The organism is Paraburkholderia sp. A1RI_3L (genome assembly GCF_048957895.1).
GTDB lineage: Bacteria > Pseudomonadota > Gammaproteobacteria > Burkholderiales > Burkholderiaceae > Paraburkholderia > Paraburkholderia kururiensis.
The window spans coordinates 214,328-231,488 of record NZ_JARCHA010000004.1 but is presented as its reverse complement, the minus strand read 5'-3'; the positions used below and the strand labels follow the sequence as shown (position 1 = coordinate 231,488).

General features: G+C 63.5%; 14 protein-coding genes and 1 tRNA gene. 5 read left to right on the top strand and 10 right to left on the bottom strand.

Annotated elements, in window-relative coordinates; translation table 11 throughout:
- The first annotated feature begins 75 nt into the window (after nt 1-75).
- Both PXJ20_RS13825 and PXJ20_RS13820 read left to right on the top strand, forming a co-directional pair.
- On the top strand, nt 76-660 hold the full coding sequence (locus PXJ20_RS13825) for a TetR/AcrR family transcriptional regulator (RefSeq protein ID WP_413213976.1): 585 nt from the start codon (nt 76-78) through the stop codon (nt 658-660).
- Between the two features lie 244 nt (nt 661-904).
- On the top strand, nt 905-2,296 hold the full coding sequence (locus tag PXJ20_RS13820; RefSeq protein WP_421031413.1) for an AAA family ATPase: 1,392 nt from the start codon (nt 905-907) through the stop codon (nt 2,294-2,296).
- Between the two features lie 97 nt (nt 2,297-2,393).
- On the opposite strand, the gene PXJ20_RS13815 is transcribed toward PXJ20_RS13820, so the two are convergent.
- The 6 genes from PXJ20_RS13815 to PXJ20_RS13790 form a co-directional block, all read right to left on the bottom strand.
- A tRNA-Ile gene (locus tag PXJ20_RS13815) sits at nt 2,394-2,481 on the bottom strand.
- Nucleotides 2,482-2,599: 118 nt separating this feature from the next.
- A complete protein-coding gene (gene rpoD, locus PXJ20_RS13810; RefSeq protein WP_176049109.1) occupies nt 2,600-4,987 on the bottom strand; it encodes an RNA polymerase sigma factor RpoD in 2,388 nt (795 codons plus the stop codon).
- A gap of 107 nt (nt 4,988-5,094) precedes the next feature.
- Nucleotides 5,095-6,984 carry a DNA primase gene (dnaG, locus tag PXJ20_RS13805; protein WP_421031414.1) on the bottom strand — a complete coding sequence of 630 codons (1,890 nt, stop codon included), beginning with the start codon at nt 6,982-6,984 and terminating at the stop codon, nt 5,095-5,097.
- A gap of 105 nt (nt 6,985-7,089) precedes the next feature.
- The gene (locus PXJ20_RS13800; protein ID WP_017773311.1) at nt 7,090-7,536 is read right to left on the bottom strand and encodes a GatB/YqeY domain-containing protein; all 447 of its coding nucleotides are present in this window, start codon (nt 7,534-7,536) and stop codon (nt 7,090-7,092) included.
- A gap of 306 nt (nt 7,537-7,842) precedes the next feature.
- Entirely contained in the window at nt 7,843-8,055 is a 213-nt protein-coding gene (gene rpsU / locus PXJ20_RS13795) for a 30S ribosomal protein S21 (protein ID WP_026121147.1), read from the bottom strand.
- A gap of 70 nt (nt 8,056-8,125) precedes the next feature.
- Nucleotides 8,126-9,343 (bottom strand): NAD(P)/FAD-dependent oxidoreductase, encoded by a 1,218-nt coding sequence (locus tag PXJ20_RS13790; RefSeq protein WP_421031415.1) that lies wholly within the window; start codon nt 9,341-9,343, stop codon nt 8,126-8,128.
- 133 nt (nt 9,344-9,476) lie between these two features.
- Here PXJ20_RS13790 and tsaD point away from each other — a divergent pair, with 133 nt between their 5' ends.
- Nucleotides 9,477-10,505, top strand: a complete 1,029-nt coding sequence (tsaD, locus tag PXJ20_RS13785; protein WP_421031416.1) for a tRNA (adenosine(37)-N6)-threonylcarbamoyltransferase complex transferase subunit TsaD — start codon at nt 9,477-9,479, stop codon at nt 10,503-10,505.
- A gap of 82 nt (nt 10,506-10,587) precedes the next feature.
- Here the strand turns inward: tsaD and folE2 are convergent, their stop codons facing one another.
- The 4 genes from folE2 to PXJ20_RS13765 form a co-directional block, all read right to left on the bottom strand.
- The gene (folE2, locus tag PXJ20_RS13780) at nt 10,588-11,394 is read right to left on the bottom strand and encodes a GTP cyclohydrolase FolE2 (RefSeq protein ID WP_421031417.1); all 807 of its coding nucleotides are present in this window, start codon (nt 11,392-11,394) and stop codon (nt 10,588-10,590) included.
- Between the two features lie 133 nt (nt 11,395-11,527).
- Nucleotides 11,528-13,435: a 1-deoxy-D-xylulose-5-phosphate synthase gene (dxs, locus tag PXJ20_RS13775; protein WP_421031418.1), complete on the bottom strand. Its 1,908-nt coding sequence runs from the start codon at nt 13,433-13,435 to the stop codon at nt 11,528-11,530.
- 99 nt (nt 13,436-13,534) lie between these two features.
- Entirely contained in the window at nt 13,535-14,416 is an 882-nt protein-coding gene (locus PXJ20_RS13770) for a polyprenyl synthetase family protein (RefSeq protein ID WP_199544765.1), read from the bottom strand.
- Nucleotides 14,413-14,718 carry an exodeoxyribonuclease VII small subunit gene (locus tag PXJ20_RS13765; protein ID WP_026121144.1) on the bottom strand — a complete coding sequence of 102 codons (306 nt, stop codon included), beginning with the start codon at nt 14,716-14,718 and terminating at the stop codon, nt 14,413-14,415. The genes PXJ20_RS13770 and PXJ20_RS13765 overlap by 4 nt, the downstream gene beginning before the upstream one ends.
- Nucleotides 14,719-15,004: 286 nt before the next feature.
- Between PXJ20_RS13765 and PXJ20_RS13760 the strand changes: the two genes are divergently transcribed.
- Nucleotides 15,005-16,111 (top strand): aromatic ring-hydroxylating oxygenase subunit alpha, encoded by a 1,107-nt coding sequence (locus PXJ20_RS13760; RefSeq protein WP_017773303.1) that lies wholly within the window; start codon nt 15,005-15,007, stop codon nt 16,109-16,111.
- A 164-nt stretch (nt 16,112-16,275) separates the two neighbouring features.
- Nucleotides 16,276-17,145: a sulfurtransferase gene (locus PXJ20_RS13755; protein ID WP_421031419.1), complete on the top strand. Its 870-nt coding sequence runs from the start codon at nt 16,276-16,278 to the stop codon at nt 17,143-17,145.
- The last annotated feature ends 16 nt before the right edge of the window (nt 17,146-17,161 follow it).

Here is a 17,161-nt window from a genome sequence, read left to right as displayed (position 1 = left end):
GCCCTCCATCCGGAGGGCGGCTCCGTTTCTCATGATAATCGGAGGCCGCCTCCGATTGCAACCAGCCTTTCGCCCATGACTGATTCGACGCCAACAGAAAAGAAGCCGAGAGCCGACGCGCTGCGCAACCGCGAGCGCATTCTCGAAGAGGCAAAAAAGGCATTCACGGACAAGGGGGCCGACATCAGCCTGGAGGAGGTTGCCCGCCAGGCCGGTGTTGGCCCAGGCACGCTTTATCGCCACTTCGCCACGCGCGCAGCTCTGCTGGAGGGCGTCTACCGTGCAGAAGTCGAGCGGCTCGCGGGAGAGGAGCGCCGGCTCTCTCGTGAGCTACCCGCGCTGGAGGCACTGAGAACGTGGATGCTGCTATTTGTCGACTACATTGCGGCCAAGAAAATCATTGCGCCCGCACTGAACACGATTGTCGGCGTGACATCGCCCGGGTTGTTCGAAGAATCTGGGACGCAAATCAAGACGGCAATTCGCACACTGGTATCGCGCGCGGTAGAGAGCGGAGACCTCCGCGCAGACCTCGAACCACTCGACCTGCTGCGTGCGCTCGTGGGAGTGTCAAACGTCGCTTCTTCTCCAGACTGGCAGCAAAGCGCCAGGCGACTAGTCGACATCCTGCTGCTTGGGTCGAAGCCAATCGATAGGTGATTCTGTTGTGTCGAGTTGATTGCCCCAGCGGTAGTTATGCGCCTCCGAAAACCTGTTTCGCCGCCAGATTCTTCATCGTTGCGGCGGCGACCTTACCCCGGCCAAGTACGCGATTTGTAATTGGTTAGCTTGCCGGTTTTCGGTACTTCAGAGGGGTAAGGCCGGCTCCAAATAAGTTAGCTTCGGAGCACTCACTGAATCAACACCAGGCGGCACCAATTTCGGGCCTACTGAACTGGAAACCTTGATTTACCCCGGCAGCCAGGACAGCACGCTCCTCGTTTGCGGCCCGACCGGCGCCGGCCTAACCACGCTGGCAAGGTACATGGTCGAAGCGGCGGTTGAGCGAGCCGCCGTCGAAATGGAGGCCAACGCCGGAACGATTCCGGCAATCTCTGTCGAAGCACCTGCCTCGGGCGAGAACGATTTCTCGTGGAGACTCTTCTATCGGCAGACTCTCGCTCAGCTTGGCGACGACCTCGACTCGCCGAAATCGGCTTATGGCATCGACCCGCAGTCTGGACGCATGGACCGGCCGCGGGGTGCAAGCGGCAACAGTCTCGCGGCGCTGCGAACAGCCGTCGAACGTACGCTGCGCGAGCGGAAAGTCCAGTTCCTCGTCATTGACGAGGCTGCTCACAGCATTCACCAAACGCGCGGCAGCTCCAAGCTGGAGATTCAGCTTGATACCCTGAAGTCGCTCGTGAACCAGTGCGGCACGCAGATGGTGTTGGTCGGTTCATACGACCTCTACCGGCTCATGTCGCTGTGTGGTCAGCTCGCGAGGCGCTCTCACGTCCTGCACTTCGAACGCTACCGACAGGACCGGCCCGAGGACGTTCGGGCGTTCATTGCCTGCCTCCAGTCATTCGAAAAGATGCTGCCCGCGCTGTGGGGCGGCGAGTTGACGCGTTACGCGGAGGCGCCCCATGAAAACACGCTGGGTTGCATCAGCACGTTGAGCAGCGTGCTTGTTCGAGCAGCCAGACTGGCCGAAGCCGACGGCCGCTGGTCCGCAGAGGCGCTCCGGCGAGCGTTGCTCACCGAGGCGCGGCGGGACCGGATACTTACCGAAATCCTCGATGGCGAGGAAGCCATCAATGCCCAAGGCATCGGCTGGCAGAAGGAGCGCAGCATGAGCTACGCGATTTCGAATCCGCGCTCGACGCTGCACGCTCTCGCTCCCATCGGCGTCGGCACCCCCGAGGTCGAGAGCTTGCTCGGTTACTTCTGCCGGCTGGCCGTATCGCACAGCGTGTCGGTCGCGGCGCTGTGTCGGCAAGTGACCAAGGCAGTCGGCTGGGAACTCGCCGAGAAATATACTTGGCACGTCGGAAACATCGACAGCATTGGCGATTCAGCAAACAACTGGTCGGCTACGCTGTCTGCTTGGACCGGTGTCGAGCAACTCGACAAGCTCACGCTCTTGTCGTGGCGTGACGTTGTTTGCCCTACGAGTGGGTCTATGCAAGGCCACGGTCCATCACTGGTTGAAGGAGGGAGGCGCCCGGCGCGAGCTAGGCGACGCGGCCCCCCGCCACAACAAAAAAGCCGGCCCTTAGGCCGGCTTTTTTGCGTCCGTTCGCCTCTGCGCGATGCGAACAAAGCTTTTCACGCTACCACCGATTCCCGATAAAGCAAAATGCGTCCCATCGGGAAATAAAGCATAACGTGTCACGGTGGACACTTTATGCTTAACGGCACAGAACTTGTTGGTTCGATGGAACGGGGAATGGTGGGCCGGGTGGGATTCGAACCCACGGTGTCCTTTCGGAGGCGGATTATGAGTCCGCTGCCTGCAACCAGCACGGCGTCCGGCCCAATAAAAAGACCCGGTCTTTGGGAAGGCCGGGCCTCGTTTACAGTCGCGACATGTTACACGAAACCGTTGCATTCAGGGCCATGACGCAGCCCTCGAAACCGCGGCAACGGTACTACGTCAATTGCCTTCCAGGAACGACTTGAGCTTGTCCGAACGGCTCGGATGACGCAGCTTGCGCAGTGCCTTCGCCTCGATCTGGCGGATCCGTTCACGCGTCACGTCGAACTGCTTGCCAACCTCTTCGAGCGTGTGGTCCGTGCTCATCTCGATACCGAAGCGCATACGCAGCACCTTCGCTTCGCGCGGCGTCAGCGAATCGAGCACGTCCTTCACCACGTCGCGCATGCTCGCGTGCAGCGCGGCATCTGCCGGTGCGACGGTGTTCGTATCTTCGATGAAGTCGCCCAGATGGGAATCGTCGTCGTCACCGATCGGCGTTTCCATCGAGATCGGCTCCTTCGCGATCTTCATGATCTTGCGGATCTTGTCTTCCGGCATCTCCATCTTCTCGGCGAGCGTTGCCGGATCCGGCTCAAGGCCGGTTTCCTGCAGAATCTGCCGCGAGATGCGGTTCATCTTGTTGATCGTTTCGATCATGTGAACCGGAATACGGATCGTGCGCGCCTGGTCCGCGATCGAACGCGTAATGGCCTGGCGGATCCACCACGTCGCGTACGTCGAGAACTTGTAGCCGCGGCGATATTCGAACTTGTCCACCGCCTTCATCAGGCCGATGTTGCCTTCCTGGATGAGATCGAGGAACTGCAGACCACGGTTCGTGTACTTCTTCGCAATCGAGATCACGAGACGCAGGTTCGCCTCGGTCATTTCACGCTTGGCCTGACGTGCCTTCAACTCGCCCGCCGCCATCTGGCGGTTGGTTTCCTTCAGGTCCTTGAGCGGCAGCACCACGCGCGCCTGGAGGTCCAGCAGCCGTTGTTGCTGTTCGCGGATCGCCGGAATGTTGCGCGACAGGATGGCGCTGTACGAATGGCTCTCGCCCACGATCTTGTCGGCCCATTCGAGATCGGTTTCACTGCCCGGGAAGCGGGCGATGAATTCCGAGCGCGGCATGCCGCACTTGTCGACCACGATGTGCAGAATCTGGCGTTCCACCTGGCGCACTTCATCCACCTGCGCACGCAGCGTATCGCACAGACGCTCCACGGTACGCGCCGTGAAGCGGATCGACATCAGTTCGTTCTGGATGGTTTCCTGCGCCTTGAGGTACGACTTCGACTTGTAGCCTTCCTTCTCGAACGCGCGACGCATCTTGTCGAACCATTCGCTGATCAGCGCGAACTTTTCGAGCGAGGTGCGCTTGAGGGCTTCGAGCTGCGCCGCGTTGGCCGTGGCCTGCGCGGTGCCGTCGTCGTCTTCCTCTTCTTCCTCTTCCTCTTCTTCCTCTTCCTCTTCGGCGTTTTCGATCTCCTCCGCTTCCTGAGCCGAGAAGCCGTCGGTATCTTCCGCGTTCGGATCGATCAGGCCGTCGACGAGTTCGTCAACTCGAATCTCGTCGTTCGCCACGCGCTCGGCCATGGCGAGAATGTCGGCGATCGTCGTGGGGCACGCCGAGATGGCCATCACCATGTGCTTCAGGCCGTCTTCGATGCGCTTCGCGATTTCGATTTCGCCTTCACGCGTGAGCAGCTCGACGGTACCCATTTCGCGCATGTACATGCGCACGGGGTCGGTCGTGCGGCCGAATTCGGAGTCGACGGTGGAGAGTGCGACTTCCGCTTCCTCTTCCACTTCGTCGTCCGACGACGCGGCCGGCGCGTTGTCGTTGAGCAGCAACGTTTCCGCGTCAGGCGCCTGCTCGTACACCGCCACGCCCATGTCGTTGAACGTGCTGATGATGCCTTCGATCGCCTCGGTTTCCGTGAAGTTGTCCGGCAGGTGATCGTTGATTTCAGCGTAGGTCAGGAAGCCGCGTTCCTTGCCGAGCTTGATCAGCGCACGCAGCTTGGAGCGGCGCTCCTCGAGCTCCTCGACGGTGCCGGGCTGCGTCGACGCGAACGCGTCCTTCAGCAGCGCCTTTTCCTTTGCGCGGCGGTCGCGGGCGCGCGCCTTCTCACCCTTGGCGGGCGTGGGCGCCGTTTCTTCGCTCTGGGTTGCGTCGTCATCGACGGATACTTCGTTCAGCTTTTTCGTCATGGAGTTCGCCGTACCGGCTGTAGTCTCGACTCGCGGCTGCTGGACAACAGCCTCTTGAACCGTGGATACTTGAGTCTCGCGCTCTGCCGCATCGTCCGCGACGGCAGGCACTTCCCTTGCGCTTCTCTCACCGGACCGCTTCGTGGCCGGTTGGGTCGAAGCTTTAGCTGCACGCGCTGGTGCAGCTCGCGCGGCCGAAGCCGCCGGGGCCCGTTTTCTGGCAACAGGGGCGGTGCCGGCATCAGACGCTTTTGCTGCGGAACGAGAGGATCTGGCCTGATTGACCGTCGTGGTCGGCTCTTCGGAGCCCTTGCCTGTCGCTCTTTTTCCGCCCGTAGTCTTTGCCATTGCGAGTCCGTCCCTTGCTGGATTACTGGATGCCTGGAAAAACAGCCGCTGGAAACCTTTTATTATAGCACGCGGGCTTACCCCCTCCCCGCGCGGCCTCCGATCGGTTACAGCCCGAGCTGCCGCTTCATTTCGGCGCGCTTTTGGTTCAGATCCGTCAGCTCCGCCAATTCCTCGGGCGTGTGTTTCGATTGACGCGACAGCGCATCCAGGCGGTCGCACCACGCGTCGTAACGCATCTTGAGAATCGCCGCCTTCAGCTCCTCAGCGGCCAGTCGCTCCTGCTCGCGCCGTTCCTCGATCACGGCGGAATCCTCGGCATCCTTCAGCAACAAATCCCGAACGTTTTCATCATAGTTCAGAATTTCGCGAAAGATTTCCTCGAAGGTTGCCGCGTTTGCGCCGTTTCTCAGCAGGTCGGAGAGCAGCTGAAATGCTGCCGCGTCCCCCAGTGCGCGCGCGTGCGTGGCGACCTCCTCGAACAGTTCGCCATTGCGCGTCAGCGCAAGCAACGCTCGTTCGGCCTCTTCATCCAGCTCCAACACGATCTTCGGATGCATGACGAGATTGCGCAGCGCGCGCTGCTCGATTCCCGTTACCGCACGCCGGTCCTTGCGCGGCGGCGCGGTACGCGCGGCGGCGGCAATCCGGGCATCCACCTCGCAGAGGGCCGCCACCTCTTCGAACGGCACGTCCAGCCGGTCCGCCAGCATGTGCATGATCTGCGAACGCAGCGCATTGGCCGGCAGAGCCTGCAACAACGGCTTGGCATCGAAGAGCGCGCGTGCCCTGCCTTCCGGCTGGTCCAGTTCCTTGCCTACCAGTACTTCGTTCAACAGAAACTGTGACAGCGGCATGGCACGCTCGACCTGTTCGGCAAACGCCTCCGTGCCGAATTCACGGACGTAGCTGTCCGGGTCGTGCTCCGTCGGCAGGAACAGGAACCGGATGGTGCGGTTGTCCGCCGCGTGCGGCAGGCAGGCGTCCAGCGCGCGACGCGCCGCCCGTCGCCCCGCCGAGTCGCCGTCGAAGCTGAAAATTACCGTGTCGGTTTGACGCAGCAGCTTCTGCACGTGAATCGGCGTACAGGCCGTGCCGAGCGTGGCCACAGCGTTCTGGAATCCAAGCTGCGCTAGTGCGACCACGTCCATGTAGCCTTCGACCACGAGCACATAGTGTTGTTCGCGTATCGCGAGCCGGGCTTCGAAGAGCCCATACAGCTCGCTGCCCTTGTTAAATAGCGGCGTTTCGGGCGAATTCAAATACTTCGGCTCGCCTCCGTCCAATACGCGCCCACCGAAGCCGATCACCTGGCCCTTCACATTGCGGATGGGGAACATGATCCGTTCCCGAAAGCGATCGTAGCGGCGCGCGTGGCCCTGCGCGTCCTGCTTCTCGCTAACGATCACAAGGCCCGCTTCCACCAGCGCGTCGTCCCGATAATTGGGGAACGCCGCCTCCAGGTTCTGCCAGCCGTCCGGCGCGTAACCAAGTCCGAAACGCGCCGCAACTTCGCCTGTCAGCCCGCGCTTTTTCAGGTACTGGATTGCGTTGGGTGCGCCTCGCAGTTGCTTGCGGTAAAAATCGCACGCTGTCTGCATGACGTCGGATAGCGCTGTGGTGACCGCCCTGGAGGCAGCCGGCCCGTAGTCGTATCCGCCGCCCTGCCCGCCATACGAACCGCTGTTGCCGCGCCCGGGTGCCGGCTCGTTCGGAACGGTCAGCCCCACTGACTGCGCCAGTTCGTTTACTGCTTCTGGAAACGTGAGCCCGGCATGCTCCATGAGAAAGCCGATCGCCGTGCCGTGCGCCCCGCAACCGAAGCAGTGATAGAACTGCTTGGTAGGACTAACGGTGAACGAAGGGCTCTTTTCGTTGTGAAACGGGCAGAGCCCCATGAAGTTCGCGCCGCCCTTCTTCAATTGCACATAGCGCCCAACCACGTCGACAATATCGACGCGGTTCAGCAGATCCTGCAGGAACGAATGCGGAATCATCGAATGGCGCGGCCAGAAACGTGCGGGACGGTACGGAATTGCATGGCGGCGCAGCCGGACTCACGGGGCCGCCTTGGCGGCACGGCGCCGGCCAGCGACGGCGTTTTACTTCGAGAGCGCAGCCTTGACCTGCGCCGACACGGCGGTCATGTCGGCCCGGCCCGCCAGCTTCGGCTTGAGCACGCCCATCACCTTGCCCATGTCCTGCGGGCCTGCGGCGCCCGTCTGCGCAACGGCGGCCGCAACTTCGGCGGCGATCTGCCCAGCCGAAAGCTGCTCAGGCATATAGGCCGACAGCACCGCAAGCTCCGCGCTCTCCTTGCTGACCAGATCGGTACGGCCGGCGGCCTCGAACTGGCTGATCGAATCCTTGCGCTGCTTGATCATCTTGTCGATGACGACCGTGATGCCGGCGTCGTCGAGCGTCACGCGATCGTCGACCTCACGCTGCTTGATTGCCGCGAGCAACAGACGAATCGTGCCGAGCCGCTCGGTTTCGCGCGCGCGCATGGCGGCCTTCATGTCGTCGTTGATCTGGTCTCTTAGACTCATCACTCACCTGCATTCGTTGGATTGCTAAAACGCCCGGGAAGCTCGCCGACCGGCTCGAACCGCGCAAGACGAAGTCTTGCCGCGCCGCCTGCATTGCACAACAGCCGACGGCGCATTAATGCAAAAACCCGCTTGGAACATTTTCCAAGCGGGTTGGCGCAGACTCTTTGGTTGCGGCCTCACCAGGATGGCCTCGCGGTACAGGCTCTTGCCTCCTGCACCGCTTCGCGGCAGCGGACCTCGCCGCCACCTTCCGCCGCACTGACCGGGGACCCTGAGGTCCGAGGCGGCGCAGCGGCGCCGGAATCAGTAGAACTTCTTCGGCAGCATCTGGCTGCGCAGGCGCTTGAAGTGGCGCTTCACCGCGGCAGCCTTCTTGCGCTTGCGCTCCGCCGTCGGCTTTTCGTAAAACTCGCGTGCACGAAGTTCGGTCAACAGGCCGTTCTTCTCGATCGTGCGTTTGAAGCGGCGCATCGCTACTTCAAACGGCTCGTTTTCTTTAACGCGGATCGTCGTCATTTTCCAATAACGGGAAAGGGGCAAAGAACGGAAAGTATAGCAGAGCGTTTTGCACAAAGACAGCCAGCCGTCAAGCCGATTCTGCGTATCCGGCGGCGGCTTTTCCGGCGGCCACGCCCGACGCCCACGCCCACTGAAAGTTGTAGCCGCCGAGCCATCCCGTCACGTCGACGGCCTCGCCGACGAAGAACAGCCCCGGCACCCGCTCGCTCATGAGCGTCGACGACGACAGCTCGCGCGTATCCACGCCCCCGCGCGTCACTTCGGCCTTTCGATAGCCCTCCGTGCCGCTCGGGGTGAGCGTCCAGCGCGAAAGTGTCTCGCCAATGCGGCGTAGCGCGCGATCCGGGAGGTCGGCAAGGCGCGCCTCGGGCGCGATTTGATGCGTTTGCAGCCAGACGTGCGCGAGCCGACTGGGCAGCCACTCGGAGAGCAGATTACCGATTTGCCGCTTCGTGGCGCCTTTCGCCTCAATCAGCGCTGCCGCGACGTCCCGCTCCGGCAGCAGATTGACGTGGATCGGCTCTCCCGGCTGCCAGTAGCTCGAAATCTGCAGCACGCCGGGACCAGAAAGGCCGCGGTGGGTGAGCAGCAGATCTTCCACGAATTCGCCCCCGGTCTTGCGGTCGCCGGTGACGAGATGAACCTCGAGCGAAACGCCCGAGAGCGCCGAAAACGGCGCCCAGTCCTGGGCGGCAAACGTCAGCGGCACGAGCGCGGGACGTGTATCCACGAGCTTGTGGCCGAACTGCTTTGCGAGACGATACGCGAAGTCCGTTGCGCCGATCTTCGGAATGGACAGTCCGCCTGTCGCAATCACGAGCGCGCGTGCGCGAATCTGCCCCGCCTTCGTGCCCAGCGTGAAGCCGCCTGGCTGCGCGTACTCGACATGTTCCACCGCGAGCGGTCGCCGCCACGCGATCCGGCCTGCGTCGCACTCGGCGCGCAGCACGTCGATCACGGCCTCGCTCGACTGATTGCAGAAAAGCTGCCCTTTGTGCTTCTCATGCCACGTTACGCCGTGGCGCTTGAGGAGCGCCATGAAGTCGCGCGGCGTATAGCGCGCCAGCGCGGAGCGGCAAAAATGCGGGTTGGCGGACAGGTAATTGGCCGGTCCTGCATACAGATTCGTGAAGTTGCAGCGGCCGCCGCCCGATATGCGGATTTTTTCGGCAAGGTTCGGCGAGTGGTCGATCAGCACCACGCGCCGGCCCAGTTGCCCGGCCACAGAGGCGCACATCATGCCGGCCGCACCCGCGCCGATCACCGCAATATCGAAAGATTCCATGGCGCGCATTGTACCTGCGGGCCGCCGCCGTTCCTGGGCACTGCTATACTTTCAGGCTCGCCTCCAACTTCTGCTCACGCGCCGCACCGCCGCCCGGTTATCGCCAGGCCACTGCCGCGCGCCGCATCGAATCATGCTTGTTCTCGGCATCGAAAGCTCCTGCGACGAAACCGGTCTTGCGCTCTACGACACAGAGCGCGGCCTGCTCGCGCATGCGCTGCATTCGCAGATCGCCATGCACCGGGAGTACGGCGGCGTGGTGCCGGAACTCGCCTCGCGCGACCATATCCGGCGCGCGCTGCCGCTGCTGGAAGACGTGCTGGAACGTTCGGGCGCCACGCGAGGCGACATCGACGCCATCGCCTACACGCAAGGCCCCGGCCTCGCCGGTGCGCTGCTCGTGGGCGCCAGCATCGCAAACGCGCTTGCCATGGCCTGGGACAAGCCGACCATCGGCATCCATCACCTCGAAGGGCATCTGCTTTCGCCGCTGCTCGTCGATGCACCGCCGCCGTTCCCGTTCGTCGCGCTGCTCGTGTCGGGCGGTCACACTCAGCTCATGCGCGTAACCGACGTCGGCGTCTACGAGACGCTCGGCGAAACGCTCGACGACGCCGCCGGCGAAGCCTTCGACAAGACCGCGAAGCTGCTCGGCCTTGGCTACCCGGGCGGCCCGGAAGTCTCGCGACTCGCTGAATTCGGCACGCCGGGCGCCGTCGACCTGCCGCGCCCCATGCTGCATTCGGGCGACCTCGACTTCAGCTTCAGCGGTTTGAAGACCGCTGTGCTCACGCAGGTGAAGCGGCTGGGCGGAAACGTCTGCGAACAGGCCAAGGCCGATATCGCACGGGGTTTTGTCGACGCCGCGGTGGACGTGCTGGCGGCAAAGTCGCTGACGGCCCTCAAGCGGACGAAGCTCAAGCGACTCGTGGTGGCAGGCGGAGTGGGGGCGAACCGGCAGTTGCGCGAAGCGCTTTCGGCCGCGGCGGCGAAACGTGGGTTCCACGTCCACTACCCCGACCTCGCGCTCTGCACCGACAACGGCGCGATGATCGCGCTTGCCGGCGCGCTGCGACTTCAGCGCTGGCCGGCGCAGGCCGAGAAGAACTACGCGTTCACGGTGAAGCCGCGCTGGGATCTTTCGTCGCTCGCGCAGCAGTAAGGGCGGGACATCAGGCGAGGCGGCGAACAAAAAGCGGCACGGTTTCCACCCGCCGCGTAGGCACGATCAAAAGCCTGGCGCCTCACGCAACACGCTTGTCGTGCTCGATCACGGCGTACGCGCTGTGGTTGTGAATCGACTCGAAGTTCTCCGCTTCGAGCGTGTATGCGACCACCCGCACATCGTCGTTCAGGCGCTGCGCCACGTCCCGCACCAGATCTTCGACGAACTTGGGATTCTCGTAGGCGCGCTCGGTCACGAACTTTTCGTCCGGGCGCTTGAGCAGTCCCCACAGTTCGCACGACGCTTCTTCCTCCGCGATGGCGATCAGTTCTTCCGGCGCAAGATCGCCGGCCAGCTCAGCGCTGATCGTCACGTGCGAGCGCTGGTTATGGGCGCCGTATTCCGAAATCTTCTTGGAGCACGGGCACAAGCTCGTCACGGGCACGAGCACCTTCAGGAAGAGCCGCGTCTCGCCGTTGCGCGCATCGCCGGTGAGCGTCACCTCGTAGTCGAGCAGACTTTCCACGCCCGAGACGGGCGCCACTTTCTTCACGAAATACGGGAACGACACTTCGATACGGCCGGCGTCCGCTTCCAGCTTCTGGAGCATCGCCGCCAGCATCCGGCGGAACGTGGCCGGCTCGAGCGGCTCGCGGTTCTCTTCGAGCAACGCGACGAACCGCGACATATGCGTGCCCTTCTGATGCGCCGGCAGATGAACGTCGAGATTCCACACGCCGACGGTGGGCTGCACTTCGCCGCTACCCGTGCGTACCGTCAACGGATGGCGCACCGCCCTCACGCCCACCCGCTGGATCGGGATCTGCCGTGTGTCCACCGTGCTCTGCACGTCGGGCATCACGAAGGCGGGGTTCATCTGGTTCATCTTGTTGTCCTCAATGGCGCGCAAAACTGGACGCGCAAAGGCAAACGCCGGCAGCACGCCGGCGTTTTGCCAGATGGGCCTTGGCCCATCGGTTGAAACGGGAGTCGCTATACCCTCGACGACCGCCCCGACCTCACGCTACGCGCTTGACCGACTTGCCGGCCGCGCTGCTCGCGTGATCGAGGAACCGTTCGCGAATCGACTTCGCGATGCCCGCGGCGTCGAGCCCACAGCCGGCCAGCAGACGCGCCGGGTCGCCGTGGTCGATGAAGCGGTCGGGGAGGCCCAATTGTAGTACGGGCTTGATAACCCCACTCTCCAGCAGGGCTTCGACGCAAGCCGAGCCGGCACCGCCCATCACGCAGCCTTCTTCAACGGTCACGATGGCGTCGTGCGTCTCGGCGAGGCGGCGCACCAACTCGGCGTCGATCGGCTTCACGAAGCGCATGTTCGCCACGGTCGCATCCAGTTCTTCGGCGGCAGCCAGCGAAGGCGCCACCATCGTGCCGAACGCGAGGATGGCGATCCGCTTGCCGGACGGCTGCGACGTCTCGCGACGAACCTCGCCCTTGCCAACCGGAATGGTCGTCATCTGCTTGACGGTGGCCACGCCCGTGCCGGCGCCCCGCGGGTAACGCACGGCCGTCGGGTTCGACTGCTGAAGCGCCGTGTACAGCATCTGGCGGCATTCGTTTTCGTCCGACGCCGCCATCACAATCATGTTCGGGATGCAGCGCAGGAACGCGAGGTCGTAAGCGCCCGCGTGGGTAGCGCCGTCTGCGCCGACGAGACCCGCGCGGTCGATCGCGAACACAACCGGCAGGTTCTGCAACGCCACGTCGTGAATCAGCTGGTCGTAGGCGCGCTGCAGGAAGGTCGAATAGATGGCGACCACGGGCTTGAGCCCTTCGGCCGCGAGACCGCCCGCGAACGTGACCGCGTGCTGCTCAGCGATGCCCACGTCGAAGTAGCGGTCCGGAAAGCGCTTCTCGAATTCCACGAGACCGGAACCTTCACGCATGGCCGGCGTAATGCCGATCACGCGCGAATCGAGTTCGGCCGCGTCGCACAGCCACTCGCCGAACACCTGCGTGTACGTCTTCTTGCCCGGCGACGTGGACGGCTTGATGCCTTCGGCCGGATTGAACTTGCCCGGACCGTGATAGAGCACGGGATCCGCTTCGGCCAGCTTGTAGCCCTGGCCCTTCTTGGTGACCACGTGCAGGAATTGCGGACCGCGCAGTTCCTTGATGTTCTGCAGCGTGGGAATCAGCGAATCGAGGTCGTGACCGTCGATCGGGCCGATGTAGTTGAAGCCGAATTCCTCGAACAGCGTAGCCGGCACGAGCATGCCCTTCGCGTGCTCTTCGAGCTTGCGGGCGAGGTCGAGCATGGGCGGCGCCACGCGCAGCACGCGCTCCACGCCCGCGCGCGCAGCCGCGTAAAAGCGGCCCGACATGAGACGCGCCAGATGGCGGTTGAGCGCGCCGACGGGCGGCGAGATCGACATGTCGTTGTCGTTGAGGATGACGAGCAGCGGCACGTCTTCCATGACACCCGCGTTGTTCATGGCCTCGAAGGCCATGCCGGCCGTCATCGCGCCGTCGCCGATCACGGCGATCGCGTAGCGGTTGTCGCCTTGCAGCTGGCTCGCGACGGCCATGCCGAGCGCCGCCGAAATCGACGTGCTGGAATGCGCGGTGCCGAACGTGTCGTAGTCGGATTCGGTGCGGCGCGGAAAACCGGAGATGCCACCGAACTGCCGCAGCGAGTGCATCTGGTCACGGCGGCCGGTGAGAATCTTATGAGGATAGGTCTGATGCCCGACGTCCCAGACGATGCGGTCGCGCGGTGTGTCGAACACGTAGTGCAGTGCAATCGTCAGCTCGACCGTCCCGAGGTTGGACGAGAGGTGGCCGCCCGTCTGCGACACGCTGTCGAGCACGAAGGCGCGCAGCTCGTCGGCAAGCGGCTGCAACTGGCGGCGATCGAGCCGGCGCAAATCCGCAGGATCGTCAATGGTTTTCAGCAAGTCGTACATCGTCGTTCCATTGTAGGAAAACTTACGCGCCCGCACTTTTTTCGCGCACACCCGTAACGTTGTTCCATTCGTTTCATGCGCGGCGGCGGGCTTTCGCGTTCAGCTGACCCGGTCAACCACCAGGTCAGCGAGTTCTGCAAGACGCTGCGCGCGTGCGCCAAACGGCGCGAGCGCAGCGTGGGCATCGCGGCGCAGCTGTTGTGCCAGCGCGCGCGATGCGTCGAGTCCGATGATCGATACGTAGGTCGGCTTGCCGTCCTTCGCGTCCTTTCCGGCGGTTTTGCCGAGCGTCGCGGAGTCGGTCGTGACGTCGAGAATGTCGTCGACCACCTGGAACGCGAGACCCACGGCGGCCGCATAGGTGTCGAGCGACTTCAGCGTGTCCGCACCCGGCGCCTCGCCTGCAAGCGCGCCCATACGCACGGAGGCGCGCAGCAGCGCGCCTGTCTTCATCCGGTGCATCGTTTCCAGTTGCGGGCGCGTGAGCGCGTGGCCCACGCTTGCGAGGTCGATGGCCTGGCCGCCCGCCATGCCCACCGAGCCGCTCGCCACCGCCAGTTCGCGCACGAGCGACGCCTGTTGCGCCGGGCTCAGCACGTCGGCAGTCAGCGTGATGAAAGCCTGCGACTGCAATGCGTCTCCGACGAGAAGCGCCGTGGGTTCGTCGTATTTCACGTGGACCGTGGGCTTGCCGCGGCGAAGCGCGTCGTCGTCCATGCAGGGCATGTCGTCGTGCACCAGCGAATAGACGTGGATCATCTCAAGCGACACGGCGGCCGCATCGAGGCATTCGGCCCGCGCGCCCGTGAGTTCGCCCGCAGCATGGCACAGCAAGGGCCGGACCCGCTTGCCTCCGCCCAGCACTGCATAGCGCATGGCTTCGTGCAGTTGCTCGGGGACAGTCTTTTCGGACGGCAAATAGTGTTCGAGGGCCGCTTCGACCCGCTCGAGCACCGCGCGGGTCCACTGTTCAAAAGTCATAGATCGTCGTCTGCCTCTTGGGCGGCATTTCCAGTCGTATTGAGGGGCACGGGACGCAGCGTCTCGCCGTCGAGCACGCGGACCTGCTGCTCCACCTTCTCCAGCTGTTGCTGGCAGAACGTGACGAGCGCGGCTCCGCGCCGGTACGCAGAGAGCGATTCCTCGAGGCTCAGATTGCCGCTCTCCATCCGCGCCACGAGCCCTTCGAGTTCTGCGAGCGCCGCCTCGTAGTTCTCCGGCAGCGGCGCGCCGCCGTTGTCCTCGACGGACGCGGCAGCATCCTTCGGTGCGGTTTTGGCCATGAGGTGGTCGCAAATTTGAAACAAGTCGGACATTCTACGGCAAAAGCGTTATTTCCGACCCGCACGCCGGCGCCTGTCCCCTTACAGCTACAAGCCGGCATGTAACCAAATCCATCGCGTCCGCCTGGAAAATTTGAACTCCGGGGACAAATTTGACCCAAATCAGGCACTTAGTCTCCCCCGAAAAGGGGAAACGGGTATAATCGCCGGCTCCCTAAATCGAACCTTCGTCGAACCTTCGATGGTTGGGTTGTTCACTGCTTTCACGTCTTCATCGGGAGTGGGAATGTCCAATCTGAGCAATGCATTGCAGCTGAAGTCCATCCACAGCCAGCTGCCAGTCACGGCTTACTTTGACCAGGCGCTTTACGAGCGCGAAATCGCAACACTCTTCCAGCAGGGCCCCCGCTACGTCGGGCACGAACTCATGGTGCCCGAGAAGGGGAGTTATTTTGCCTTACCTGGCGAAGGCGAAGGGCGTGTGCTCGTCCGGAACCAGCAAGCTCAGATCGAGTTGCTCTCGAACGTCTGCCGCCACCGGCAGGCCATCATGCTCAACGGCCAGGGCCAGACCGAGAACATCGTCTGCCCGCTGCACCGCTGGACCTACGACCTGAACGGGCAACTGCTCGGCGCCCCACACTTCGCCGACAAGCCGTGCCTCAACCTCAACGCCACGCCGCTGCAGAACTGGCAGGGCCTGCTGTTCGAGTCGAGCGGTCGCGACGTGGCAAAAGACCTGGCGAACCTGGGGCCAGCGAAGCACTTCGACTTTTCGGACTACATGTTCGATCACGCCGAAATCCACGAGTGCAACTACAACTGGAAGACGTTCATCGAGGTGTACCTCGAGGACTATCACGTCGTGCCGTTCCATCCGGGCCTCGGCAGCTTCGTCTCCTGCGACGATCTGCGCTGGGAGTTCGGCGACTGGTACAGCGTACAGACGGTTGGCGTGCACAGCGGCCTCGGCAAGCCGGGCAGCGCGACGTATCGCAAATGGCACGACGAAGTGCTGCGTTTTCGCGGCGGCGAGCCGCCCGAGTTCGGCGCCATCTGGATGGTGTACTACCCGGGCGTCATGATCGAGTGGTATCCGCACGTGCTCGTTGTCTCGTGGCTTATTCCGCAGGGGCCGCTGAAGACCACGAATATCGTGGAGTTCTATTACCCCGAGGAAATCGTGCTGTTCGAGCGCGAGTTTGTCGAAGCCGAACGCGCCGCCTATATGGAGACGGCTCGCGAAGACGACGAGATTGCGGAGCGGATGGACGCCGGCCGCCGTGCGCTGTACGAGCGCGGCGAATCGCAGGTGGGCCCGTACCAGAGCCCGATGGAAGACGGTATGCAGCACTTCCACGAGTTCCTGCGCGCACAACTGGGCGACATCTAAGGCACCGCTCGCTACGCATCGCCGAATTGCGGATGCGCGGCAAGGCGCCAGGGAAAGACGGGCTCTCGCCCGTCTTTTTTTGTTTAGACTGACGGCATCCGGCGGGCCGATATCAAGCGACGTACAAGTAAGCTTCCGGCCCGCGCCATGCCCCAGGAGCCGTCATGCCTCACACTCACTACACCACGCTCATCTCCGCCGCGAACCTCAAGGAACGGCTGGATGCCGCGCCGGGCAGCGTGCTGATTTTCGACTGCCGCTTCGACCTTGCCGATCCCGCTTCCGGCGAAGCCGCTTACGCCGCCGGTCATCTGCCCGGCGCGCGCTATCTGCATCTGGACCGTGATCTCTCGGGTTCGAAGTCCGGCAGCAACGGGCGTCATCCGCTGCCCGATCGCGCAAAGCTCGTCGATACGCTCGCGGCACACGGGCTGAATGAAGGCCAGCAGGTCGTCGCATACGACGCGCAAGGCGGCGCCTTTGCCGCACGCCTCTGGTGGCTGCTGCGCTGGCTGGGTCACGATTCCGTGGCGCTCCTCGACGGCGGGCTGCAGGCCTGGCAAGCCGCCGGGCTAGCGCTCACGAGCGACGCTCCGCCCGCCTCCCGCGGCACCTTCAAGGCGAGCGCCCCGCTGCAGTCCACCGTGGACGCGCAAGCGCTGCTGCGCAATCTCACCCAGCGCGAACAACTCGTGATCGACGCCCGCTCGCCGGACCGCTATCGAGGCGAAAACGAAACCATCGATCCGGTCGGCGGCCACATTCCGGGCGCACTCAACCGGTTCTTCAAAGACAACCTCGGCGCCGACGGACGCTTCAAGTCCGCCCACGCGTTGCGCGAGGACTTCGCGGCGCTGCTCGCCGGCACCGCCCCGGACCACGTGGTACTGCAGTGCGGTTCCGGCGTCACGGCGTGCCACAACGCGCTCGCGATGGAAGTGGCGGGGCTGCACGGCGCCACGCTCTATCCCGGATCGTGGAGCGAGTGGTGCACGGACGCGTCGCGACCGGTCGCAACCGGGCCGAATCCCTGACGCCTGAACGCTACGC

Coding starts and splice junctions, on each gene's coding strand:
- rpsU (WP_026121147.1), bottom strand. CDS start 8,055: ATGACGACGATCCGCGTTAAAGAAAACGAGCCGTTTGAAGTAGCGATG.
- dnaG (WP_421031414.1), bottom strand. CDS start 6,984: ATGATTCCGCATTCGTTCCTGCAGGATCTGCTGAACCGCGTCGATATT.
- PXJ20_RS13825 (WP_413213976.1), top strand. CDS start 76: ATGACTGATTCGACGCCAACAGAAAAGAAGCCGAGAGCCGACGCGCTG.
- PXJ20_RS13800 (WP_017773311.1), bottom strand. CDS start 7,536: ATGAGTCTAAGAGACCAGATCAACGACGACATGAAGGCCGCCATGCGC.
- dxs (WP_421031418.1), bottom strand. CDS start 13,435: ATGTACGACTTGCTGAAAACCATTGACGATCCTGCGGATTTGCGCCGG.
- folE2 (WP_421031417.1), bottom strand. CDS start 11,394: ATGAACCAGATGAACCCCGCCTTCGTGATGCCCGACGTGCAGAGCACG.
- PXJ20_RS13755 (WP_421031419.1), top strand. CDS start 16,276: ATGCCTCACACTCACTACACCACGCTCATCTCCGCCGCGAACCTCAAG.
- PXJ20_RS13760 (WP_017773303.1), top strand. CDS start 15,005: ATGTCCAATCTGAGCAATGCATTGCAGCTGAAGTCCATCCACAGCCAG.
- PXJ20_RS13765 (WP_026121144.1), bottom strand. CDS start 14,718: ATGGCCAAAACCGCACCGAAGGATGCTGCCGCGTCCGTCGAGGACAAC.
- rpoD (WP_176049109.1), bottom strand. CDS start 4,987: ATGGCAAAGACTACGGGCGGAAAAAGAGCGACAGGCAAGGGCTCCGAA.
- PXJ20_RS13790 (WP_421031415.1), bottom strand. CDS start 9,343: ATGGAATCTTTCGATATTGCGGTGATCGGCGCGGGTGCGGCCGGCATG.
- tsaD (WP_421031416.1), top strand. CDS start 9,477: ATGCTTGTTCTCGGCATCGAAAGCTCCTGCGACGAAACCGGTCTTGCG.
- PXJ20_RS13770 (WP_199544765.1), bottom strand. CDS start 14,416: ATGACTTTTGAACAGTGGACCCGCGCGGTGCTCGAGCGGGTCGAAGCG.